The sequence below is a fragment of the Micromonospora vinacea genome (assembly GCF_015751785.1).
Classification (GTDB): domain Bacteria; phylum Actinomycetota; class Actinomycetes; order Mycobacteriales; family Micromonosporaceae; genus Micromonospora; species Micromonospora vinacea.
The window spans coordinates 7141922-7165058 of sequence record NZ_JADOTY010000001.1; the positions used below are offsets into that span (position 1 = coordinate 7141922).

The 23137-nt window shown below is 73.4% G+C and carries 23 protein-coding genes; 20 read left to right on the top strand and 3 right to left on the bottom strand.

The genetic code is table 11. The annotated features are described in order from the left end of the window. Window positions 1–10 precede the first annotated feature (10 nt). Entirely contained in the window at window positions 11–871 is an 861-nt protein-coding gene (locus IW249_RS33155; protein ID WP_196924381.1) for a carbon-nitrogen hydrolase family protein, read from the bottom strand. A 77-nt stretch (window positions 872–948) separates the two neighbouring features. Here IW249_RS33155 and IW249_RS33160 point away from each other — a divergent pair, with 77 nt between their 5' ends. From IW249_RS33160 to mug, 6 genes are all read left to right on the top strand, one after another. Then, window positions 949–1521, top strand: coding sequence for a TetR/AcrR family transcriptional regulator (locus tag IW249_RS33160; RefSeq protein WP_091403732.1), 573 nt, complete (start codon window positions 949–951; stop codon window positions 1519–1521). A gap of 81 nt (window positions 1522–1602) precedes the next feature. Continuing rightward, complete coding sequence (locus tag IW249_RS33165; RefSeq protein ID WP_196924382.1) at window positions 1603–2517, top strand: TIGR04222 domain-containing membrane protein; 915 nt, start codon at window positions 1603–1605, stop codon at window positions 2515–2517. Then, a complete protein-coding gene (locus tag IW249_RS33170; protein WP_196924383.1) occupies window positions 2514–3332 on the top strand; it encodes an MbnB/TglH/ChrH family RiPP precursor modification enzyme in 819 nt (272 codons plus the stop codon). Before IW249_RS33165 ends, IW249_RS33170 begins: the two co-directional genes overlap by 4 nt. Beyond that, the gene (locus IW249_RS33175; RefSeq protein WP_231392758.1) at window positions 3329–3874 is read left to right on the top strand and encodes an SCO6045 C-terminal-like domain-containing protein; all 546 of its coding nucleotides are present in this window, start codon (window positions 3329–3331) and stop codon (window positions 3872–3874) included. The genes IW249_RS33170 and IW249_RS33175 overlap by 4 nt, the downstream gene beginning before the upstream one ends. Next, window positions 3859–4620: an SDR family oxidoreductase gene (locus IW249_RS33180; protein ID WP_196924384.1), complete on the top strand. Its 762-nt coding sequence runs from the start codon at window positions 3859–3861 to the stop codon at window positions 4618–4620. Before IW249_RS33175 ends, IW249_RS33180 begins: the two co-directional genes overlap by 16 nt. Then, complete coding sequence (gene mug, locus IW249_RS33185) at window positions 4617–5195, top strand: G/U mismatch-specific DNA glycosylase (protein WP_196924385.1); 579 nt, start codon at window positions 4617–4619, stop codon at window positions 5193–5195. Before IW249_RS33180 ends, mug begins: the two co-directional genes overlap by 4 nt. Before the next feature lie 43 nt (window positions 5196–5238). Here mug and IW249_RS33190 read toward each other — a convergent pair whose 3' ends face one another. Beyond that, window positions 5239–7926 (bottom strand): tetratricopeptide repeat protein, encoded by a 2688-nt coding sequence (locus IW249_RS33190; RefSeq protein WP_196924386.1) that lies wholly within the window; start codon window positions 7924–7926, stop codon window positions 5239–5241. 179 nt (window positions 7927–8105) lie between these two features. Here IW249_RS33190 and IW249_RS33195 point away from each other — a divergent pair, with 179 nt between their 5' ends. The 12 genes from IW249_RS33195 (at window position 8106) to IW249_RS33250 (ending at window position 20675) form a co-directional block, all read left to right on the top strand. Further along, window positions 8106–9401 (top strand): hypothetical protein, encoded by a 1296-nt coding sequence (locus IW249_RS33195; RefSeq protein WP_196924387.1) that lies wholly within the window; start codon window positions 8106–8108, stop codon window positions 9399–9401. 71 nt (window positions 9402–9472) lie between these two features. Next, complete coding sequence (locus IW249_RS33200; protein ID WP_196924388.1) at window positions 9473–10087, top strand: hypothetical protein; 615 nt, start codon at window positions 9473–9475, stop codon at window positions 10085–10087. An 11-nt stretch (window positions 10088–10098) separates the two neighbouring features. Then, window positions 10099–11334, top strand: coding sequence for an ATP-grasp domain-containing protein (locus IW249_RS33205; protein WP_196924389.1), 1236 nt, complete (start codon window positions 10099–10101; stop codon window positions 11332–11334). Next, window positions 11331–12605 (top strand): MFS transporter, encoded by a 1275-nt coding sequence (locus IW249_RS33210; protein WP_196924390.1) that lies wholly within the window; start codon window positions 11331–11333, stop codon window positions 12603–12605. The genes IW249_RS33205 and IW249_RS33210 overlap by 4 nt, the downstream gene beginning before the upstream one ends. 80 nt (window positions 12606–12685) lie before the next feature. Further along, entirely contained in the window at window positions 12686–14173 is a 1488-nt protein-coding gene (locus tag IW249_RS33215) for an anthranilate synthase component I family protein (protein ID WP_196924391.1), read from the top strand. Next, a complete protein-coding gene (locus tag IW249_RS33220; RefSeq protein WP_307788791.1) occupies window positions 14170–14769 on the top strand; it encodes an anthranilate synthase component II in 600 nt (199 codons plus the stop codon). The genes IW249_RS33215 and IW249_RS33220 overlap by 4 nt, the downstream gene beginning before the upstream one ends. 1 nt (window position 14770) lies before the next feature. Further along, the gene (locus tag IW249_RS33225) at window positions 14771–15412 is read left to right on the top strand and encodes a flavodoxin family protein (RefSeq protein WP_196924393.1); all 642 of its coding nucleotides are present in this window, start codon (window positions 14771–14773) and stop codon (window positions 15410–15412) included. After that, complete coding sequence (locus tag IW249_RS33230) at window positions 15409–16110, top strand: SDR family NAD(P)-dependent oxidoreductase (protein WP_196924394.1); 702 nt, start codon at window positions 15409–15411, stop codon at window positions 16108–16110. Before IW249_RS33225 ends, IW249_RS33230 begins: the two co-directional genes overlap by 4 nt. Before the next feature lie 36 nt (window positions 16111–16146). Then, a complete protein-coding gene (locus tag IW249_RS33235; RefSeq protein WP_196924395.1) occupies window positions 16147–17562 on the top strand; it encodes a phenylacetate--CoA ligase family protein in 1416 nt (471 codons plus the stop codon). Beyond that, on the top strand, window positions 17559–18224 hold the full coding sequence (locus tag IW249_RS33240) for a type 2 periplasmic-binding domain-containing protein (protein WP_196924396.1): 666 nt from the start codon (window positions 17559–17561) through the stop codon (window positions 18222–18224). Before IW249_RS33235 ends, IW249_RS33240 begins: the two co-directional genes overlap by 4 nt. After that, complete coding sequence (locus tag IW249_RS33245) at window positions 18221–19504, top strand: metal-dependent hydrolase family protein (RefSeq protein ID WP_196924397.1); 1284 nt, start codon at window positions 18221–18223, stop codon at window positions 19502–19504. The genes IW249_RS33240 and IW249_RS33245 overlap by 4 nt, the downstream gene beginning before the upstream one ends. A 1-nt stretch (window position 19505) precedes the next feature. Next, window positions 19506–20675 (top strand): MFS transporter, encoded by a 1170-nt coding sequence (locus tag IW249_RS33250; protein WP_196924398.1) that lies wholly within the window; start codon window positions 19506–19508, stop codon window positions 20673–20675. 16 nt (window positions 20676–20691) lie between these two features. Here IW249_RS33250 and IW249_RS33255 read toward each other — a convergent pair whose 3' ends face one another. Further along, window positions 20692–20988, bottom strand: coding sequence for a chorismate mutase (locus IW249_RS33255; protein WP_196924399.1), 297 nt, complete (start codon window positions 20986–20988; stop codon window positions 20692–20694). Window positions 20989–21065: 77 nt separating this feature from the next. Here IW249_RS33255 and IW249_RS33260 point away from each other — a divergent pair, with 77 nt between their 5' ends. Together IW249_RS33260 and IW249_RS33265 are read left to right on the top strand one after the other, a co-directional pair. Then, complete coding sequence (locus tag IW249_RS33260) at window positions 21066–22283, top strand: lyase family protein (RefSeq protein WP_196924400.1); 1218 nt, start codon at window positions 21066–21068, stop codon at window positions 22281–22283. A 16-nt stretch (window positions 22284–22299) separates the two neighbouring features. Beyond that, window positions 22300–23136, top strand: coding sequence for a thioesterase II family protein (locus IW249_RS33265; protein ID WP_196924401.1), 837 nt, complete (start codon window positions 22300–22302; stop codon window positions 23134–23136). The last annotated feature ends 1 nt before the right edge of the window (window position 23137 follow it).

A 23137-nucleotide genomic window follows, 5' to 3' on the forward strand; every position in this document is an offset into this window, starting at 1 on the left:
GACGGCGGGCTCAGCCAGGCATCGACAGCCGCGGGCCGCCCTGGTCCGACAGGCGATCGGCGAGCATCGAGTGGGCCGCCCGGGTGGCCGCGAGCACGGCGGGATCCAGCGTCGCCACCAGCACCGCCGCCCCGTCGTCGGCGCCGCGAGCCAGCACCCGCCCCTCGGGGTCGTAGATGGCCGCGCCGCCGTTGAACCGCCACGGCTCGACACCGCCGACCGCGTTGGCGAAGACCACGAACATCGTGTTGTCCAGGGCACGCGCCGGGTAGTAGAGATCGCGGCGGTGCTCGGAGCCGGCCAGGTATCCGCTGGGGCACAGGTAGGCGTGCGCGCCGTCGAGGGCGGCGGCCCGACCGTGCTCCGGGAAACAGCCGTCGTAGCAGATGCCCAGCCCGAGCCGCCAGTCGTCGACGAGCAGCGTGGCACCCCGATCGCCGGGGGTGAACAGCTCCCGTTCGTCGCCCCACAACTGCTGCTTGTCGTACCCGACCCGCACCTCGCCGGTCCGGTCCACCACCAGCGCCGCGATGGTCCGCCGGCCGTCCGGGTGCCGGACGGCCGCGCCGACCAGCGCGGTGACGCCGGCCTCGCGCGCCGCGACGCGCAGCGGGTCGAGCCGGCGATCCGCGACCATCCCGGCCGGATCGGCCGCGACGTCGGTGCCGGCCGGGTCGGCGGCGAGCACCGGCGGGTGGTACGCGCAGAGGAACAGCTCCGGCAGGACGGCCACCCGGGCGCCCCGCTCGCCAGCGCGGCGGACCAGGTCGGCGGCCATGACCGCGTTGCCGGCGACGTCGCCCGGCGTGGGGGTGGCCTGGACGGTGGCCACTGTCAGCGGGGAGCTGGGCAGGGTGCGGGGCTGGGTCACCGGGCGATGGTAATCGGCGACATCCCAAGCCGTACGTACGGTTTGCGTGCCCCGGGGTGACCTGCAACGATCGACCTGTGCCCAGAGTAAGCCAGGACCAGCTCGACGCTCGCCGGCAGGAGATCCTCGCCGCGGCCCGGGCGTGTTTCGCCCGGCTCGGCTACGAGGGGGCGACCGTACGCCGCCTCGAGGAGGCCACCGGCCTGTCCCGAGGCGCGATCTTCCACCACTTCCGCGACAAGGACTCGCTCTTCCTCGCCGTCGCCGAGGACGACGCCGCGGCCATGGTCGAGACGGTGGCCCGCAACGGTCTGGTGCAGGTGATGCGCGATCTGCTCGCCCGCGCCGTCTCGCCGGACACCACCGGCTGGCTGGGCAGCCAACTGGAGGTCTCCCGGCGACTGCGCACCGACCCGGCGTTCGCCCGACGGTGGGCGGAGCGGTCCGCCGCGATCGCGGAGGCGACCCGGGACCGGCTGGCCCGCCAACGCGACGCCGGGGTGCTGCGCGAGGACGTACCGATCGACGTGCTGGCCCAGTTCCTGGAGCTGGCCTACGACGGCCTGGTGCTGCACCTGGCCATGGGCCGACCGGCCGGTGACCTGGGCCCGGTGCTCGACCTCGTCGAGGAGGCGGTCCGCCGCCACTGACCGCGCGCACACCGGTCGGACGCCCGTGGCGAGGCTGCTCCACAATGGGGCCGCCGATCCCTCCGGTGACAGGAGCAGTCGATGAACGTCCACGCCGCGTCCGGCGACACCTGGGGCATCTCCGGCCCGACCTTCCTCCGGTACTACATCGCGGCGGCCATCCTGGTGGTGGCGATCGCGGTGTACCACCGGATCCGCCTGCTGACCGCCCCGGGGCACACCACAGTCGATCCACTCGGCGCGCAGCAGGTCGCGTACCTCAACGGTGGCCCTCAGCTCGCTGTGCACGCGGCGCTGGGCGGGCTGCGCGGCAGCGGCGCTGTCGGCGTACGACCGGACCGTCGGCTGACCACCGGCGGTGCCCCGCCGAGCGGGCTCACCCCGCTGGACCAGGCCGTCCACTGGGCCGCGCACCAGCACTCCCGGGTCCGGGACCTGCCGCAGGACGAGCGCGTGCGCACCGCGCTGGACCAGATCCGCGACGGCCTGGAGCAGCGCGGGCTGATCACCGACGACGCGCAGCGCGCCCGTGCCCGCTTCTGGTCCATGATCCTGTTCGCCCTGCTGGGCCTCGGCGTGCTCCGGTTGGTCTCCGGCCTGTTCAGCGACCGCCCGGTGGGTTACCTGCTGCTGACCCTGGTTCCGCTGCTGACCATCACGCTGGTGCTGCGCCGGGCACCCATGCTCACCCGGGCCGGTCGCACCGCCCTACGCTCCGTCCGCCGCGAACACACCCACCTCGCGCCGGCCTCCGCGCCCGCCTACGCCACCTACGGAGCGGCCGGCGCGGCGATGGGCGTGGCCCTGTACGGCACCGCCTCGCTCTGGGCGCTCGACCCGGGCTTCGCCGAGCAGGCCGAGATTCAGCGCCAGGCCGCCTCCGGCGGCGGCTGGACGGGCGGCTCCGACGGGTCCTCCGGTGGCGGGGACAGCTCCGGCGGGGACGGCGGCAGCTCCTGCGGCGGTGGAGGCGGCGGGTGCGGGGGCGGCGGATGACCGGCCCGTCCGGGGTTGGCATCGGCTGGCGTCCGGAGATCGCCGGCTTCGTGGCCGAGCTGCCCGGCCTGCGCTTCGTCGAGGTGGTGGCCGAGGGGGTCTCCGCCTCCGGGCCGCTCCCGCCCGGCCTGACGCAGCTGCGGGACCGCGCGGTGACAGTCGTACCCCATGGGGTGCGGCTCTCCCTCGGCGGCGCCGAGCCGGTCGACAGGGCCCGGGTCGCGCACCTGGCCGCTGTGGCGCAACGCCTGAACGCCCCGCTGGTCAGCGAACACATCGCGTTCGTCCGGGCCGGCGGCCTGGAGGCCGGCCACCTGCTGCCGCTGCCGCGCAGCCGGGAAGCCGTCGACGCGGTCTGCGCCAACGTGGCGCGGGCACAGGCCGAGCTTCCGGTGCCGATCGCCCTCGAACCGATCGCCGCGTTGCTCGACTGGCCCGACGACGAGTTGACCGAGGCGGACTTCCTCACCGAGATCCTCGATCGGACCGGGGCACTGCTGCTGCTGGACGTGGCAAACGTGCACGCCAACGCCCACAACCGGGGCACCGACCCGCTGGCGTTGCTGGAGCGCCTGCCGCTGGAACGGGTCGCGTACGCCCACGTGGCCGGCGGCGCGGAGCACGGCGGTTTCTACCACGACACCCACACCGACCCGGTGCCGGCGGCGGTGCTGGAGCTGGTCGGCGCGCTCTGCGCCCGGCGGCGACCGCCAGCGCTACTGCTGGAGCGCGACGGCCACTATCCGCCGGCCGCCGAACTCCGCGCCGAACTGGACGCCCTGGCCACCGCCGCGGGCTTCCCGACCGTGACATGACGGGCACACCCCAGGGCGGCTCCGCGCCCACCCCCCGCGCCGGGCTCGCCGAGCGGCAGGCCGAACTGGTCGCGGCGCTGGTCGCCGGGGCTGAGCCACCGGCGGGGTTCGCGCCCGGCCCGCTGGCCGCCACCCGCGCGGCCCTGCTGCGCAAGCGGGCCGGCGAGGTGGCCCGGCACTGGCCACTGCTCGCCGCCGGCCTCGGTGCCACATGGTCGACCACCTTCGCCGACTGGGCCGCCCGGCGGCCCACCGCCGGATCGCTGCGCGACGGTTGGGACCTGGCCCGGGCGCTGCACGACCAGCACGCGCTCCCCCCGGCGGCGGCCGAGGAGTTGGCCGTCCGGGAGGCCCGCCTGCGCTACGACGGGCGTCGGGCGCCGCGTCCGCGCCGGGTGCCGGCGGTGGGCCGCGCCGGCGGCGCCGTCGCGGTGCAGATCGCCGGCCGGGTACGCCTGCTGCGCCCCGCCCCACGGGTATCCACCCGTGCTGGCGACGGGGTACCGGATGCGGCAGGATCGGAGTTATGGATCTCGGACTGACCGACCGCGTGTACGTCCTCACCGGCGCCTCCCGCGGCCTGGGATACGCGACAGCGCAGAGCCTGGTCGCCGACGGCGCACGGGTGGTGCTCTCGGCCCGGGACCCGGCCGCGGTGGCCGCCGCCGCCGAGCAGTTGGGCGGCCCGGAGCACGCCGTCGGGCTGACCGCGGACCTGACCGACCCGGAGACCCCGGAGCAGCTCGTCGCCGCCGCCCGAGAGCACTTCGGCCGGCTCGACGGCGCGCTGATCTCGGTCGGCGGTCCACCGGCGGGCAACGCCGCAGCGATCACCGACGAGCAGTGGCGGCTCTCCTTCGAAACCGTCTTCCTGGGCACCATCCGCGCGGTCCGCACGGTCGCCGCCGCGCTGCCCGAGGGCGGCGCGATCGGGCTGGTGCTCTCCACCTCGGCCCGCGGCCCGGTGCCCGGCCTGGGCATCTCCAACGGTCTACGGCCCGGCCTGGTCGGCGCGGCGAAGGACATCGCCGACGACTACGGCCCGCGTGGTGTCCGGGTGGTCGGGCTGCTGCCCGGCCGGATCATGACCGACCGCAACCGGGAGCTCTTCGCCGCGACCGGCGACCCGGATCGCGCCCGCGCCGACGCGGAGGCCGGCATCCCGCTGCGCCGCCTCGGCGACCCCGCCGAGTTCGGCCGGGTGGCCGCGTTCGTGCTCTCCCCCGCCGCGAGCTACCTCACCGGGATCACCCTGCCGGTCGACGGCGGCGCGCTGCGCGGGCTGTGACCCCCGGCCCGGTCCGCCCCTCCGGCATCCGGCATCCCCGGCCGACCCGGGCGGAGCTGGCCGCCGCCGCCGATCGGACCATCCCCGACGTGCTCGCGCCGGGGCTGGCGGTGCTCTTCGTCGGCATCAACCCGGGCCTCTGGTCGGCTGCCACCGGCTGGCACTTCGCCCGGCCCGGTAACCGGTTCTGGCCCGCCCTGCACCGCGGCGGGTTCACCCCTCGACTGCTGCACCCCAGCGAACAGGACGAGCTGCCCGCGCTCGGGCTCGGCATCACCAACATGGCCGCCCGGGCCAGCGCCCGCGCGGACGAGCTGAGCACCGGGGAACTCCTCGACGGTGCGGCGATCCTGACCGACAAGGTGGCCCGGTACCGGCCGCGCTGGGTGGCCGTGGTGGGGGTGACCGCGTACCGGATCGGTTTCCAGCGGCCGAAGGCCACCTTCGGGCCGCAGCCGGAGTCGCTGGCCGGCGCCCGGCTGTGGGTGCTGCCCAACCCCAGCGGCCTGAACGCGCACTTCACCCCGGTCACCCTGGGCCTGGCGTTCGCCGAGCTGCGCGTGGCGGCGTTCTGACCAGCGGTCAAGCTGTTGTGGCCTCTCGGGTGGGCGACGGCCGTCAGCGGCTCCGGGCGGGCGCGCCCGGGGAGGCCTCGCCGATCGCGGCCCGGTCGAGGGCGCCCTGGACCAGGTCCGCCTCCGGCAGGTTCAGGGCACGGAACTCGTGCACGGCCCGCTCCCGGTGTTCGCGGGCGGCCACCGGGTCGCCCAGCTCGGCGTAGGCGTCGCCCAGGTACCGCTGGGCCCGCGCCGCCTCGTGCGGGTCGCCGGTGCGCGCGGTGTGCTCGGCGGCCTCCCGATGGCACTCCAGGGCCTGATCCGGGTGCCCGGTACGGAGCAGTGCCACGCCCAGGCTGTTGAGCACCTCGGCCTGCAGCACCCGGTCGGCGATCGCCCGGCTCGCGTCCAGGGCCCGGGTCAGCACCGCGATCGCCTCGACGACCTCGCCCAGGTCGAGAAGGCAGGCGCCGGTGCGGCTCAGCGCCCGGCACTCGTCGGCTCGGTTGCCCGTGCTGTCGAACGTCTCCAGAGCCTGTTGCAGCAGCGGGATCGCGCGTGACGGTCGCCCCGCACGCTCGTGGACGAACGCGAGCCCCTTGAGCGCCGCGCCCTCCCCGGTACGGTCGCCGGTCGACCGGCCGATCTCCAGGGCCTGCTTCACCATCTCGGTCGCCTCCTCGAACCGCCCGGTCCAGGCCAGGCTGCGCCCCACGTTTGTCAGCACCCGGCCCTCGGCCACCCGTGCGTTGATCGCCCGCAGCCGGTCCGCCGCCTGCCGTGACCAGAACAGCGACTCCTCGTAGCGGCCGAGACGCTCGTAGGCGAAGCCCAGATTGCACATCACCCGGCCCTCCCCGGCCTGGTCGTCCAGCTCGGCGAAGACGGCCAGTGCCGCGAGGTAGTGCTGCACGCCGTCCAGCAACTGGCTCGACATGTCGTGGCAGAGCCCGAGCGTGCTGAGCACGTCCGCCTCGCCTTGCCGGTCGCCGAGCTCCCGGAATCCGCTCAGTGCCTCGGCGAGGCAGCTCAGCGCCTCAGTGTGGAAGCTCGTCCAGGCATAGTTGGCCCCCAGGTTGAGCAGGGCCGTGCTGCGCCCGGCGAGGTCACCCAGCTTCCGGGCGGCTTCGGCGGCGGCGACCTGCAGCTGCTCGTTCGCCCCGAAGTGCCCGCCGGCCTGCAGATGGTGGCCGAGGATCGCGGCCATGTCGACGACCCGCTCCGGCCCGGCCGCGCTCGCCACCGCCAGCAGGTTCGTGCTCTCCTCACCGAGCCAGGTCAGCGCGTCCGGGTGCGGGAAGTAGTCGGCCGGCCCGGTGCCACGGTCCGGCAGCCACCGGTACGGGTACAGCTCCCGGATCGCCGCCGCCGCGGTGGCCACGTAGTGGTCGAAGACCCGGGCCAGCGCCGCGTCCCGGGCTGGCTCGTCCTCCCGCACGGCCAGGTCCCGCGCGTACGCCCGGAGCAGATCGTGGAAGTCGTACGCGTTCGGCCCGCGCTGTTGCAGCAGGTTCTGGTCGAGCATCGACTCCAGGAACGCCTGCGCGGCCGGTGGTGTCAGCCCGGTCAGCGCGGCCACCGAGCCGGGGGTCAGCGCGTCGCCGGGGTGCAGGGCCAGCAGCCGGTAGTGCCGCTTCTGCTCGTCGTCCAGCTCGCGGTAGGACAGCTCGAAGACGGCGCGGACCGTGCTGCCGCCGGCGGACAGCCCGTCCAGGCCGTGCGTCCGCAGGTACTCCACCAGGTTCTGCACAGTCCACGAGCTGCGTGCCCGCAGGCGTTGCGAGGCCAGCGCGACAGCGATCGGCAGGTGCCCGCAGAGCTCGGCGACCTCGGTGGTGGCGCGCATGTCGGCGACCTTGTCGGCGCTGGCCGTGGTGCGCAGCATCCGCAGCGCCTCGTCCGGGCTGAACGCGGGCAGCGCGATCTGGCGTACGTGCGGGAGCCCGGCCAGGCTGCGCCGGCTCGTCATGATCGTCAGGCTGTACGGGCTGGTCGGCAGCAGATCACGCACCTGCTCCTCGTTCGCCACGTTGTCCAGCACGACGATCGCCTCGCGCCCGGCGAGCCGGTCACGATACATCGCGGCCCGCCCGTCGAGGTCGGCCGGGATTCGGGAGCCGGGCACCCCGAGACGCCGCAGGAACGAGTCGAGCACTTCGCCCGGGTCGATCGGGGCGCGCTGCCGGTCGAAGCCGCGCAGGTTGGTGAACAGTTGCACGTCCGCGTACCGGCCGTCGCGGATCAGTTCGTGAGCGACCCGGATGGCGAACTGCGTCTTGCCGATGCCGGCCATGCCCTCGACCACGACCACCAGCGGGTGCGGGGAGTGCCCGGCCTCGTCGATCCAGGCGCGCAGGCCGGCCAGCTGCGGCTCGCGGCCGACGAACCCGGCCAGCTCGTGGGGTAGCTGACGCAGCGCCTCGACCGACTCGGAACGCTGGGTGGCCGCGTGCGCGGTGATGCACGCGTCGCGCCATGCGGCGACCTGGGCGGGGTCCAGCCCGAGCGCCCGGACCAGCCGGACGACCAGGTCGATGTCGAGGCGACGGCGGCCGGTCTTGAAGATGTCGGCGACCGTGCTGTGCGAGACCGCGACGGCCTCCGGATCGGCCGAGATGCGCTTCGCGAGGACCCGGTACGACGGCATGTTCGCCCAGTTCCAGAGATTCTTCAGGGCGCCGACGAACTCGTCGACGGACCGCGGCTGGCCCGGGCCGGGCGCCGGAGGGTGGCTGGTGTCGTCGTTCATCGGCGTGCCTTTCCCCGTGGTCGGCGCCGGGCGTACGGATTCGTACGGACTACTCGCTCCGTCGCCCCGGACACCGGCAGAGTCCTGGTCGGACATCTCCTTGCTGATCTTCGTGCTGGCAGCGTCGCCGAGTGCTCGATCGCAAAGCCGTCCGCACACAGGCCATCGGGGGTAGGCGGATGACCGGGACGAACCGGCTGTGGACCTTGCTCGACACCTTCAACCTGTCCGATTACACCGACCGGGCGCACCGGGAGGGACGCGACGCGATGCGTGGCGACGCGGCCCTGACCGAGCAGGTCCGGACACTGACCGAGGCGACAGCGGCGGTCCGCAAGGACAGCGGCGCGCTCGGCCCGTTCGCACGGCGGGCGGTGGAGACCGCGGGGCAGTTCCTGGACGCGCAGGACTACCTGCTCACGCACGACAAACCCCGCTACGAGCAGTACGCGTCGGTCGGGTTGCTGCGCCACCTGCTGCGGGTCGAGGGCAACACCGCCACACCGGCCGAGCGCGCCCACGTCTGGCTGGTCTTCCGCCGGATCCTGGAGGCACAACTGGAGTTCGAGCTGGCTGCCCTGGCCGGTGTCACCAGCCTGGCCAAGCGGGACTTCTCCCCGCAGGTGGCGCGCGACAGGTATCTCGTGCTGGCCGACATCCGGGAGATGGTCCCGGGCCGGCTCGGCGGCCGCCCGGTCGGCTCGCAGTGGCTGACCATGCCGGCCGGCGGGCGCACCCTCGGGGAGGTGGCGCGGGACCGCTCCGGCGCCGCCGCGATCGCGCGGCTGCTGCTGTTCCCGCAGACCACCTGCCACGACGAGGTCGCCTTCCTTGCCCAGATCCAGCTCGGTGAGTGCCTGTTCTGGGGCGCGCTGCTGTGCGTGCGGCAGGCGCTCGCCGCGATCGGCGCGGGTGACCTGGCCGGCGCGACCCGTCACGTGCGCGCCGCCGGGCAGTTCGCCCGACCCCTGATCAAGATCTTTCATTCCGTACGGACCATGCCGCCCGCCCACTTCCACGGGTTCCGGGAGCAGACCGGCAACGCCAGCGCCGTGCAGTGCGAGAGCTGGCAGATGCTCGACGCGCACCTCTACGGCGTGCTCCCGGAGAAGGTCGACGCGCTGGAGACCACCCCGGAGGTGCGGCACGTGCTGGCCCTGCACCGGCCGGACTTCGTCCCGCTGGTGCCGGTGGTGGCCGATCTCGGCGACAGCCCGGCCGAGCGGGGCCTGCGCGATGAGATCGTCACCTTGGATCAGCGGATACGTGCGTGGCGCGCCTTCCACACCAGGCAGCTCGCGGGGCGGCAGGATCCGGGGTATCTGCCGGCAGGCGCGGCCGCTTCCGGCGGCACGTCCGGTTATCCCTATCTGGCTGCGCAACGGCCACCGCGAGCCTCGGCGATGGAAAGAGGACCGAAGCGCGATTCGGACCACCAGGCACCCTCCGGCGATTGCAAGATAGGTTCGCGCTGAATTTTATTCCTCCGCCGCAAGTCACCGCGGAATGCATGTCAGTTGTCCCAGTCAATGGAACGGAATGGAATATGAAAGCAGAGCGAAGCGCCACGTTGCGTGACCGATTCCCGGATCTGCAATTCGCCATGATCACGGACGTGGTGATCGACGCCGATTTCCCAGCCAGGGCGGCCGCCCTGGACGTGGCCGCGACGATCGAGCGTGACGCGGACCGGATCGAGCGGGCGGTCGCGGCGGCCGACACGTTCTTCCGGGTCGAGGGTCACCGCTGCCCCCTGCCTGGCCAACTCGCCGGCGCTCGACGCAAGGGCCTGCCCCCGGTGCCGCCGCTCGTCCGCGCGCTGCTCTACGCCGAGATGAGCACCGGCGTGCTGCTCGGCGTCCAGGACGCCGAGGGGATGCGGGGCGACCTGCTGCTCGACCTCGCCGAGGACGGGGAGACCTTCGCGGGGATGCGCGGTGACGTGGTGTGCCGGGCCGGTGAGCCGGTGATCCGCGACGGGGCCGGGATCATCGCGTCCGTCTTTCAGGGACCCGACCACCGTACCCGGATCGACGACGGCACCACCCAGCCGATCTTCTACGCCTTCGGCGTGCCCGGACTGGACCGGGAGCGGCTCGACGCGGCGATCACCGCCGTCCGGGAGCTGTTCCCGGCCGGCAGCGCGGTCGTCCACGGCTGAAAGGAACCGCCATGTCCACCTCACCCCTGCTGATCGTGGTCTGCCCGATGGACCGGGAGACCCGTTGGCACATGCTGGAGTCGGTCGGCGCCCACCATCGGGTCTGGCTCTTCGTCGACACCGAACCCACCTGGGAGAGCGCCTACGCGGCCGGTCACACCGTGATCGACACGCTCGATGCGGACCGGATGACCGAGCAGGCCCGCCGGCTCTCCCCGGACGCGATCGTCTGTTGGGACGAGACCCGGATCCTGGCCGCAGCCCACGTCGCGCAGCGGCTCGGCCTGCCCGGACTGACCCCGGCGGCGGTGCTCGCCTGCCGTGACAAGCACGCCACCCGGCGCGCGGTCGCCGCAGCCGGTGGCCCGCAGCCGGTGTCGACCCTGGTCGACACGCTGCCGCAGGCGCTCGCCGCGGCCCGGTCCACCGGCTATCCGGTGGTCGTCAAGCCCCGCGCGCTGGTCGGCAGCACCGGCACCCGGCTGGCCCGCGACGAGCGGGAACTCACCGAGATCTTCCCGGCCACCCGGGGGATCACCATGCCGGAGGTGCGGGAGCGGTTCGACTCGGCGGTGCTCGTCGAGGAATATCTGGACGGCCCGGAGATCAGCGTCGACTCCCTGGTCTGGGACGGTGTGGTCACCCCGCTCTACGTGGCCCGCAAGCAGCTCAGCCCGCTGCCGAATTTCGAGGAGGTCGGACACGTCGTCTCGCGCGACGACCCGCTGGTGCGCGACCCGGAGCTGCTGCGGGTGCTCGGGCTGGTGCACGCCGCGCTCGGGGTCACCCGGGGCTGGACGCACTCGGAGTGGCGGCTCACCGCGTACGGTCCCCGGCTCGTCGAGGTCAATGCCCGCAGCGGCGGTGACCTGATCTCGTACCTCGGTCGTCTGGTGACCGGAGCGGACGCCGCGCTGGCGGCGGCTTCCCTCGCCCTGGGGGAGCGCCCGGAGCCCGGCCCGGCCGGGTATCCGGCGGCGGCCGTGCGGTTCCTCTACCCACCGGTGGAGACCGTGGTCGGCGAGGTGGAGATCGTCTCGGACCGGCTGCCGTCCGGGATCGTGCTGGCCCGCGCCCTGGCCGGACCCGGGCACGTCCTGGAGCTGCCGCCCGCCTCGCACACCGGCCGGTACGCGGTCCTGGTCGCCGCGGGCGGCAGCGCCGAGGAGTGCGAGCGGATCCTGGACGCCGCCGAGGACGCGGTTCGCCTGATCGTCGCCGAGCCTGCGGTGGCGGTGCGCGGATGAGTACGCCGGGCAGCGCGCCCGCCGCCGACGGGGTCCTGGCGACGTGGCGTCAGGCGCCGCGGCCAGTCAAGGCCGTGATCGCCGGGATTCTGGTGAACCGCTTCGGCGGCTTCCTGCAGATCTTCCTGGTGCTCTACCTGACGCAGCGGGGCTTCAGCACGGTCCAGGCCGGTACGGCCCTGGGCGCGCTGGGTGCGGGTGCGGTGCTCGGCACTCTCGGCGGGGGCTGGCTGGCGGCCCAGGTCGGCTGCCGGCTCGCGGTGGCCGCCAGTATGTCGGCGACCGCGCTGTGCACTGTCGCGGTGCTCTACGTCCCCGGATATCCGGCGTTGCTGGCGATGGTGGCAGGTGTCGGCGCGGCCAGCCAGCTGTACCGGCCCGCCGCCGCCGAGGTGGTCAGCCGATACACCCCCGCCGAGCGGCAGGTGCTGGTCTTCGCCATGTACCGGCTCGCCACGAACCTCGGCACCACGGCCGCGCCGCTGCTGGGCGCGGCGCTGGTGGCGATCTCGTACCCGGTGCTGTTCTGGGTCGAGGCCCTGGCGGCGCTGAGCGTGGTCGCGATCGGGCTGTCGCTGCCCCACGACCGTCCGGCCCCGGCCGAGCCGCGAGCCGGGGCCGAGCCACCGGCCGGGGCCGAGCCACGAGCGAGTTACCGCGCACTGCTGGCCGACCGCCGCTACCTGCTGTTCCTGCTGGCGATCCTCGGGTTCGCGGCCGTCTACAACCAGTACCTCGCGACGCTGCCACTGACCGTGCGCGACGCCGGGCTGCCGACCACTGTCTACAGCGTCTGCGTGGCGGTGAACGCGGCCGTGGTGATCGCGCTGGAACTGGTGGTCACCCGGTGGGTGCGGCACTGGTCCGGCCGGGTGGCGGCGGCTGCCGGGATCCTGCTGGTCGGCGCCGGGCTCAGCGCCTACGCGCTGCCGCTGCAGTTCGCCGGCCTGGTCGTGGCCACGCTGGTCTGGTCGGTCGGCGAGGTGATCGGGTCGCCGACGCTCACCGCCTACCCGGCCGGGGCCGGACCGGTCGCGCTGCGCAGCCGGTACCTGGGCGCGTCCCAGTCGATGTTCGGACTCGGCGCCGCGATCGGGCCACCGCTCGGCGTCGCCGTCTGGGCCGCTGCCGGTGACCGTTTCTGGTTGCTCTGCGGGCTGGTCGCGGCATTGTCCGCGGTAGCGGCGTGGCGCTCGATGACCGATTCCCGCGTCCGTGTCCCGGCCTCCAACGATGCTGTGGAATTGCTGGAAGATTCCCGACAGAAATAAGCGTGACGGCATTACCTCGTATCGCCGCCGTCGACGACTATTCCCCGCCCATTCCCCCGCATTTCTCCGGAGAGACCCCCATGCCTTTTTCCGATCCACCGGACGCATCCCGCATCGACGTACGGACCCGGCAGACCGCCGTGCCCTGCCCGAACCCCCTGGCCGCCTACCTGGCCCTGCGCCCCATCTTCGGAGCGGCCGGCGTCTACCTGCTCGAATCGCTGTCCGGACCCGCCTCCGACCGCCGGTCGGCGACCGTGGGCTTCCAGCCGCTGCTGGAGATCTCGGTGCGCCGGGGCGCCGTGGAGGTCACCGGCGTCGCCGCCGTGCGCGACAAGGCCGTGGCGGCCGGGATCGGCACCGGCACCCTGGTCGAGACCTCCGACGGGCTGCGCCTGCCGGACGACCCCGCGCTGTGGGGCTTCGTGCGGGCCGTGCAGGCCCGCTTCGACACCGGCGGCACGCCGCAGCCGGGCCTCGGATTCCTCACCTTCCTCGGGTACGACGCGGTCCGCTACCTCGAGAAGCTGCCGTACGTCATCGAGGACCCCGACGGGCCGCCCGACGTGACGTTCGTGCTCTACCAGGGTCAGGTCCACGTCGACCTGCGGGACAACAGTGCCCGGCTGCTGGTGCACGAGTCGCCGGACTGGCCGGGGCTCGACCTGACCGCGGTCACCGCCGCGCTGACCGCCGCACCCGAGCCGGATGCCGGACTGCCGCCCGTGCCCCGCCCGCGGTCGATCAGCGACAGCACCACCGAGGACGCGTACGTCGCCGATGTCGCCCGCTGCCTCCACCACATCGGGGTGGGCGACATCTACCAGATCCAGATCGGCCACGAACTGTGCATCGAGAGCGACGTGGACGAGCTGACGATCTACCGGCGGCTGCGGCAGCGCAATCCGTCGCCGTACATGTGCCTGCTCCCGATCGCCGGACGTACCCTGATCGGCTCCAGCCCCGAGCTGTTCGTCCGGGTCGAGGGCGACGCGATCGCCATGCGCCCGATCGCCGGCACCACCTCGCGCGGCGCGGACGAGGTCGAGAACGAGCGGCGGGTGGCCGCGCTGCGCGCCGACGACAAGGAGATCGCCGAGCACGTCATGCTCGTCGACCTGTGCCGCAACGACCTCGGCCGGATCTGCCGCGCCGACACCGTCGAGGTCGACGAGATGATGGTGGTCGAGGACTTCTCGCACGTCTTCCACCTGGTCTCCAACGTCACCGGGCGGCTCGAGCCGGACACCGACGCGTACGACGTGATCACCGCGACGTTCCCGGCCGGCACCATGACCGGCGCCCCCAAGATCCGCGCCATGGAGATCATCGAGGCGACCGAGTCGAGCCGCCGCGGCCTGTACGCCGGCGCGTTCGGCCACATCGACTTCTCCGGCGAGATGGTGCTGGCGCTGTCCATCCGCGCCGTCGTCGGCGACGGCACGGGATACCGCACCCGGGCCTCGGCCGGGGTGGTCGCCGACTCCGTCCCGAGCCGCGAATGGCGCGAGACGCTGGCCAAGATGAGCGCGGCGGTCTGGGCCGTCACGGGCGAGGAGCTGCTGTGAAGACCATCGTCGTGGACGCGTACGACAGCTTCGTCTACATCATCCACCAGTATCTGCGCAGCCTCGGCGCGCAACCGCTCGTGTTACGCAGCGACGAGGCCGGCCCGGACCGGATCGCCGCCGAGGCCCCCGACCTGCTGGTGCTCGGCCCCGGCCCCGGCCACCCGGTCGAATCCGGACACGTCGAGCTGGTCACCACGTTCGCCGGCCGGATCCCCATGTTCGGCGTCTGTCTCGGCCATCAGGCGATCGGCACCGCGTTCGGCGGCACGGTCCGCCCCGCCAAGCACCTGATGCACGGCAAGACCAGCCGGATCATGCACGACGGACGGGGTTGCTTCGCCGCGCAGCCGCAGCTGTTCGCGGCCACCCGCTACCACTCGCTGATCGTCGAGGAGGACACCGTCCCGGACTGCCTGGAGATCAGCGCCCGCGCCGAGGACGACGGCTACGTGATGGGATTGCGCCACCGCGACTTGCCGATCGAGTCGGTCCAGTTCCACCCGGAGAGCATCTGCACCGCAAGTGGGCTGAACGTGTTCCGGTCCTTCATCGACCGGCACCTGCCCGGCGAGCGCCGGCCGGAGCGGGCCTGACATGGGCGCTGAACCCACGGTCGTCGCGATCAACGGCTCGGAGCGGATCGGTGGCAACACCGCAGAGGTGCTCGGCTACGCGGCCGCCCGCTTCGCCGCCCGCGGCGTGCGCCTCGACGTGGTCGAGCTGGCCCGAACCGACTTCACCGCCTGCGGGCCGTGCGGCGAGTGCAACACCCGGACCGAGACGTGCCGGCAGGCCGACGACATGCCCGGGATCGTCCGCCGGATGATCGCCGCCGACGGCATCATCTACGCCACCCCGGTGCACGGCTTCGGCACCGCCAGCCTCATGCAACAGTTCATCGAGCGGGCCGGCGTCGGCTATCTGCGCTTCGCCCGGCCTCTGACCAACAAGGTCGGCGGGGTCGTCGTGGTCGGCCGCCGCTACTCGCACGTCGACGTGCACGCCCAACTGCTGCACAACGTGATGCTCAACCGGATGCTGCTGGTCGGCAGCGGCTTCCCGGCGGTCGTGCACGCCGGCGACCGCGGCGAGGCCCTCGCCGACCGGGAGGGCGTCGACGCGGTGACCCGCCTCGTCGACCGGATGACCGACATGATCCACCTGCTGCACGAGCACCGCCGGATGACCGGGCACGACCTGCCGGTGCCGGGCAGCAACGAGCGGGTGCTGCGATGAGTCGGCTCGCCGTGGTGACCGGATCCTCCGGTGCGATCGGCGCCGCCACCTGCGAGCACCTGGCCGCCGCCGGATACACGGTGGCCGGTCTGGACCTGCGCCCGCCCGCACCCGGCGCCACGCACCGGCACCTGAGCGTCGATCTCGGCAACCCGCGCGCGGTCACCGCCGCGTTCGAGCGGGCCGCCGGGATGGGCCGGCTCGCCGTGCTGGTCAACAACGCCGGCGTCTACCTGGCCCGGGATTTCCTCGACACCACCCCCGAGGAGCTGGACCTGGTGCTCGCCGGCAACGTCAAGAGCGCCTTCCACTGCGCGCAGGCGTTCACCCGCCGGATCGCCGCGACCGGCGGCGGCGAACCCGCCGCGATCGTCAACGTCGCCTCGATCAGCGGGCGCAGCGGCAGCCCGGACGCCGCGTACGGCGCCTCCAAAGGCGCCGTCATCGCTCTCACCCGCAGCCTCGCCGGAGTCCTGGCCCGTTACCAGATCCGGGTCAACGCGGTCGCCCCCGGCATCGTGCACAGCGAGATGTCCGACCGCATCCCCGCGGACCGGCGCAGGCACTACCTGGACGACATCCCCCTGGGCCGGTTCGCCCAGCCCGCCGAGATCGCCGCCGTCATCGCCATGCTCGCGTCGCCGGCCGCCGCCTACATGACCGGCGCCGTCGTCGACGTCAACGGCGGCCTGCACTGATCCACCCCTGAGAGACGAGAGAAGGCACCGACCCCTATGTGGCTGCCCACCGACCCGCGTTACCGCGACTTCCTCACCGAATACCTCGACGTCTGCGACCGCTACTACGCCGACACCATGACCGCGGCCGACTGGTGCGCCTGGTACGACCGCCGCCTCGCCGTCGTCCTCGCGCACACCCAGCGCAAGTCCCCGTTCTACCGCCGCCACCTGGCCGGCGTCGACCCGGCCACGACCACCACTGCCACCCTCGCCGGCCTGCCCTTCACCACAAAGGCGGACCTGCGCCGGGAGATGTTCGACGTGCTCAGCGGCGACATCACCGAGGGCACCTTCTTCTACGAGACCACCGGCACCACCGGCCGCGCCACCCCCTGCCCGCGCGACGGCAAGGAGGTGATCGCCAGCAACTACCACGTCACCGAGAGCTGGCGCAGCATCTTCCGGCACCACTTCGGTGACCGCCGCCCGGCGATCGGCCTGATGGGACCCACCGAGGTGCACTCGTTCGGCGACACCCTCGGCGACGTCGCCCGCAACGTCGGCTCCTGCAACGCCAAGATCTGGCCGTACTCGCCGGTCATCGGGTTCGAGAAGGCCCTGCAGCTGATGAAGGATCTGCGGCTGGAGGTGGTCGTCTGCACCCCGGGCGTCTGCCTCAACCTGGCCAAGGCCGCCCGGCACTACGGGTACGACCTGGCCAAGGACTTCGACGTGAAACTGTTCTTCCTCACCGGCGAGATGTGCACCCCGGCCCTGGCCGCCAACATCGACTCGGTCTGGGGCGTCGACACCTACAACATCCTGTACGGCTCGCAGGAAGCCTTCGTCATCGGCACCGCCTGCAGGAACAAGAACATGCACCTGTCCGCGCCGAACTACGTCGCCGAGCTGATCGACCCGGACAGCGGTGACGTGCTCGGCAGCACCGGCACCGGCGAGCTCTGCGTCACCACCCTGATCGACGGCCTCAAACCGCTGGTCCGCTACCGCACCGGCGACCTGGTCCGGCTCGGCCGGGACACCTGCGACTGCGAGCTGAAGGGCCCGCGGCTGGACGTCGTCGGCCGGGTCCTGGACCGCATCGAACTGGGCCGCGGTCGACACCTCGCCGCCGAACTGGAGGAGGCCGTCCTGCACGGCGTCCGCGACTGCCTCGGCTTCCAGATCGTCATCGATGCCGACGCGGACGGCGACCGGGTCACCGTCCGGCTCGACCTGATCGACGGCGGCGGCAACCCGGACGAGGTCCGGGCCGGTGTGGTCGGGCGCTTCGCCAACCGCTTCGGGGTGCCCGCCACCGTCGAGATCGTCGGCGAACTGGACCAGATCGTCAGCACCGGCGCGTTCGTCAGCTGGAAGGCCGCCCGCATCCAGGACCGGCGCACCGCCCCGGACCACGAGACGGAGGTCGCGATGGCGATGGCCGCCCGGCGGGGGTACACGACGTGACGACCTTCGGCGACACCTACGCCCGCAGCCTTGAACGCTTCGGCGCCGTGCTGCGCGAGCACGGCACCCTGCGGCTGAGCACCCTCGGCCCGGCCGGGACCAGCAGCGAGTACGCCGCCGGGCATCTGCGCGAGCGGCTGCTCGCCGCCGGGTACCCCGGGCCGGAGGTCGCCCTGCACCCGACCTTCGGCGCGGTGCTCGACAGCGTCACCGGTGGGCGGTCCGAGGTGGCGCTGGTGCCCAGCGCCTACCGGGACGCGACCGCGTTCCACTGGCACCCCGCGCTGCGGTTGCTGTTCCACTTCGCCCACCCCACTCCGGCGTACGGGCTGGCCGCCCGCCAGGGGCAGGCCCCGGACCGTACCCGGCTGCGGATCTCCACCATGTCCGAGGTCTCCGTGCTCTACCCCGAGCTGTGCCCGCCCGCCCTGCGTGACCGCGCCGTCGACTGGGTCCCGGCCCGCTCGACAATGGACGCCGCCCAGGTGCTGTCCCGCGGCGACGCCGACCTCGCGCTTACCAACGATCACGGCCGCCACGCCCACGACCTGCACTGGCTCGCCCGGCGACCCGGCGCGCAGATCGTCTGGCTGCTGTTCACCTCCCTGCCCCTGAACACCCCGCCCGCCGCACCCGCATCCACCGACGAGGACGAGCGATGACCACACCCGCCACGCGCCCGCTGTTGCTGCACGACGTCACCGTCCAGGAGGGGCTCGGCCGCGCCTCGGTGCCCGGCCGCTCGATCCTGATCCGCGGCGACCGGATCGAGGCGGTCATGCCGGTGGGCGACGCGCCCGCCGGCTCGCCCGACGTGGACGTGCGCGTGCTGACCGGCCGGACCGTGCTGCCCGGCATGACCCTCGGGCACACGCACGTCGCCTACCACAACGTGGTCACCGCCCGGGACACCATGTTCAAGTACTCGCTGCCTGAGATCACCCTGATCGCCGCCGCGAACGCCGAGCGGCTGCTCCAGCTCGGCTACACCGCCATGGTCGGCGCCGGCTCGGTCGCCGGCATCGACATGGCCCTCAAACGCGCCATCGCCGAGGGCCGGATCACCGGCCCTCGGGTCACCGCGTGCAGCCGCGACCTGATGGTCTCCGCGCCGCCTGACCGCCGCGATCCCGCGGTCGCCCGGCGCATCCCGGTCGAGCTGATGCCGGTCGTCGACTCCGCCGCCGAGATGGTCGAGCGCACCGACAAGGAGATCGACGAGGGCGCCGAGATCATCAAGACGTTCTCGTCCGGCGACGACACCTACCCGAACGCGAAGAGCAAGGAGCTGCTCTACACCCTCGACGAGCTGCGCGCGGTCGTCGAGAAGGCGCACGCCCGGGGCGTCCGGGTCCGGGCACACTCCCGTGGCATCGACGGCATCCGCAACGCGATCAACGCTGGCGTCGACGTGATCGACCACGCCTCGTACGCCGACGAGGATTGCCTGGAGCAGATCGCCGAGCGCGGCATCTTCGTCGTCCCCAGCCTGTATCAGCCGCGGCAACTGCTGCTCTTCGGCGAGCAGCACGGCAAGAGCTCGGAGTACCTGGAGAAGCTGGAGTTCCAGGACGAGATCGACAACACGCTCTGGCTACTGCCGCGTGCCCAGGAGCTGGGCATCCGCCTGGTCCCCGGCGACGACTTCGGTTTCGCCTGGACCCCGCACGGCACCTACAACGACGAGCTGCGCGTCTACGTCGAGGTGGCCGGCATCCCCGCCCCCACCGTGCTGAGCTGGGCCACCGCCAACGGCGCGGCCCTGGCCGGCCGCGGCGACGACGCCGGGGTGGTCGCACCCGGGCGCCTCGCCGACCTGGTCGTCACCGACGGCGACCCGGCCGCCGAAATCACCGTCCTGGGTGACCCTGACCGCATCGAGATGGTGCTGCTCGGCGGCGAGATCAAGCGGGACGCGGTACGCGTGCCGGTGGCGGCCTGAGATGCGCCGGGTCTACCTGCTCGCGCTCGGGTCGTTCGCGATCGGCACCGACACGTTCGTGACCGCCGGCGTGCTCCCGGCCATCTCCGGCGACCTGCACGTCTCGGTCGCCGCGGCGGGGCAGCTGGTCACCATCTTCGCGGTGGCGTTCGCCGTCTTCGCGCCGCTCGCGGCTGCCCTGCTCGCCGGGGTGCCGCGCCGTACCCTGCTGCTGGCCGCGCTCGGCCTGTTCGCGGCGGCCAACCTGCTCTCCGCGCTCGCGCCCGACTTCACGGTCCTGCTGCTGACCCGGGTGCTGGCCGCAGCTGGGGCGGCCGCGTACACGCCGACCGCGGCCGCCGGCGCCGCCGCGCTTGTCGAGCCGGAACGCCGCGGGCGTGCGCTGGCCGTCGTGCTCGGCGGCATCACCGCCGCGACGGTGCTGGGGGTGCCGATCACCGCGTACGTCGGCATGCAGCTTGCCTGGCGGGCGACCTTCCTGGTGGTCGCCGGGCTGGCCGTGCTCGCGCTTGTCGCCCTGGCCGTTGTCCTGCCGGCGGTCCCGGCGCCACCGCCTGCGGGGCTGCGCGCCCGCCTCGCCGTCCTCGCCCACCCGCAGGTGCTGCTCGCGATCCTGACCACGGTCCTCTACTACGTCGGCGGCTTCGTGGTCTACACCTACCTGGCGCCCGCCCTGTCCGGCGGCACCGCCGTGACCGCCGCGGCGCTCGCCGGGTTCCTCCTGGTCTTCGGCGTCGCCGGACTGATCGGTAACGCCCTCGGCGGACGGCTCACCGACCGGGCCGGCGCGGCCCCGGTGCTGCTCGGCGGCCTGGCCGTGTTCGCCGCGGCCCTGCTGCTGTTCCCGGCCGCCATCGGATCGGTCGCGGGCACCACAGTGGTCCTGGCCGTCTGGGGCGTGTCGGCCTGGGCGCTGACCGTGCCGCAACAGCACCGGCTGATGGCATTCGCACCCGGAGCCCCGGCCGTCGCGATCGGGCTGAACAGCTCGGCCACCTTCCTGGGGATCGGACTGTCCGGCCTGGTCGGCGGCGTCGCTCTGGACACGATCGCCGCGCCTTCGCTGGGATACCTCGGCGGGGCGCTTGTGGTGGCCGCCCTCGGCGTGGCCGCGCTGCAGACGGTGACGAGCCGCCGCGTCGCGGTTCGGGCCGCACCGATGCGGGCATGACGCGGTGCCGCAGCGATCAGTCGCCGGAGACGCGATGATGCTCGACGGTCTCCATGTCGATGAACGCCTGGATCATGCCGCGGTAGATCCGCTCGATCAGGTCCGGGTCCGCGCCGGCCGCACCGGCCAGGGCCCGCACCCGGGCCACCACCTGCGCCACCCGCTCCGGCGCCCGCACCGCCTGCCGGTCGCTCTTGAGCGGGGCGGCCTGCCGGACCAGGTCCGCGCGCCGAGCGAGAAGGCCGACGATCTCGGCGTCCAGTTCGTCGATAGCGGTGCGGATGCCGGCCAGCGCCGGCTCGGTGTCTGCCATGCCGGAAATCTTCGCACGAGCCACCGGATGCCCGGTTCGCTGTCATCCGGGCCGCTGACACACGGGAGGAGGGGCCGATGACCCCGACGACACCGCTCGGCCACCGACCGGCGGCCCGCCTCGCCGGCGAGCACCTGCTGCCGTGGCACATCGCCGTGGAGAAGGCGCGGCTGCTGGAATACCAGCGGATGCGACTGCTCAGCAAGCAGGAGGCGGCCGACATCGGCCGACTGTTGCACGACGCCGGGCGCGCCGTGACGATCACCGGCGCCGGGACTGCGCCGGACGTCGCCACGGCGCTGGAGCAGTGGGCCCGCGAGCGGCTGCGGGACACCCCGGGCCGATGGCACGCGGGCGGCGGCCGGACCGACGTGCGGGCCTGCGCGGAGGCGCTCTTCACCCGGGACCGGCTGGCCCGGGCGGGGGATTGCCTGGTCGCGCTGGGCCGGTCCGCGGTGGCGCTCGCCCGGCGCACCACGCATCTGCCGATGGCCGGGCCGGACCGGCAGCTGATCACCCCCGGGTTCTACTTCGCGGCGGTCGCCGACCAGGTGGTGCGCTCCGGGCGGCGGCTGCTGTACACGTACGACCTCGGCAACACGGCCGCTCTCGGCGCGGGCGACGGCAACGGTCAGGACCCGGCCTTCGACCGCGACCGGATGGCCCGCCTGCTCGGTTGTGCCGCCGCCACTCCGCACGCCCTGGATGCCGTCGCCTCCGGATCCTGGATCCTCGAGCCGGCCGGTGAGCTGGCCACCGTCGCGGTCGCCGTCAGCCGGTACGTCACCGACCTCAGCGCCTGGGGCGACGCCGGGTACCTCGACCTGCCCGGCGAGATCGCGGGAGTCGCGACGGACCGGCCCTTCCCGGTCCTCGATCAGGCCCGGGTCCGGACCTCCCACCTGATCGCGCTCGCCACCGCCCTGTCCCTGAGCCGGCGCGGCGTTGCGTTCGGCGCTGGCGCACCGGCCGCTGTCGACCACCGGCTGCCCGAGCTCTTTGACACGTTCGACGGGATGATCCGGCTGCTCACGGCCGTCTTCGACCGTCTGGAGTTCCGCGCCGATCGGATGCGTGCCGCCTGCGAGCAGGGCGTGGACGACGACGTCGACAGCGCTCTGCACCGCAACCTCACCGGCGGCTCGGCTCATCCCGACGCGGTCCGGGCGCTGAGCACCCGGCAGTTCTCCGAGCTGGGGGAGATCAGCCGCGGCTGGTCCGAGCGGGCCGCCGTCCGCCGTGCCGGGCTCGCCGAGGCCGACCGGCTGCTCGGCCTCGGCCACCTCACTCCCTGATCCGGCGAGGACCTCCGTGACCACCGAGCCCACCGCCCGGGGCGGCCGCTCCGTCCCAGCACGTCGCGACCCGCTCACCGACCTGGGCGCCGCCATCGGAACCCGATGCCGTGCCACCGATCCGCTGCTGGTGTGCGTCCCGCACGCCGGCGGCGGCCCGGCCGCGTACCTCCCGCTGGCGCGCAGCCTGGCGGCCCACGACGTGCCGATACGGATCCTCGGGGTGCGGCCGACGGGCCGGGAGGTGGCCGCCGACCAGGGCGCGGCCGGCCTAGACGAACTGGTGCGGGACCTGGCCGAGGAGGTCACCGGCCGGGCCGCCGACGCCCCGGTGCTGGTCCTCGGCCACTGCACCGGCGCACCGGTCGCCCTGCACCTGACCCGGGCCCTGGAGTCGCGCAGCGTCCCGGTGGACCGGCTGATCCTGGTGGCGCGGCTGCTGCGCTCGACCGACCCGGCGGACTACGTCGTGACCGGCGCCGGGCTGAGTTACGCCGAGATCGCCGACCAGCTGGTCACCGGCCCGTGCGGGGCGCACGAGCAGGATCCGGCGGGCCGCGCCGCCCTGGCCGAGGCGTTCCGGCGGGATACCGCGCTGGCCACGCACGCCCTGTACCAGGCCCTCGACGACGTCGACGGGCACCGGGTCGCCGCGCCCGCGACCGTGGTCCTGGCCCGCGACGACACTCTGACAGCCGACTACCCGGCGGCGGTCGGCAACTGGGACCTGTTCCTGCCCCAGCGGCGCCTGGTCCTCGTCGAGCACGGCGGCCACTACCTCAACGTCACCCGCCCCGACCTGCTCGCCTCGGTGATCGAACGGGACCTGGCCGCGCTGCGCCCGCCCCCGTAGG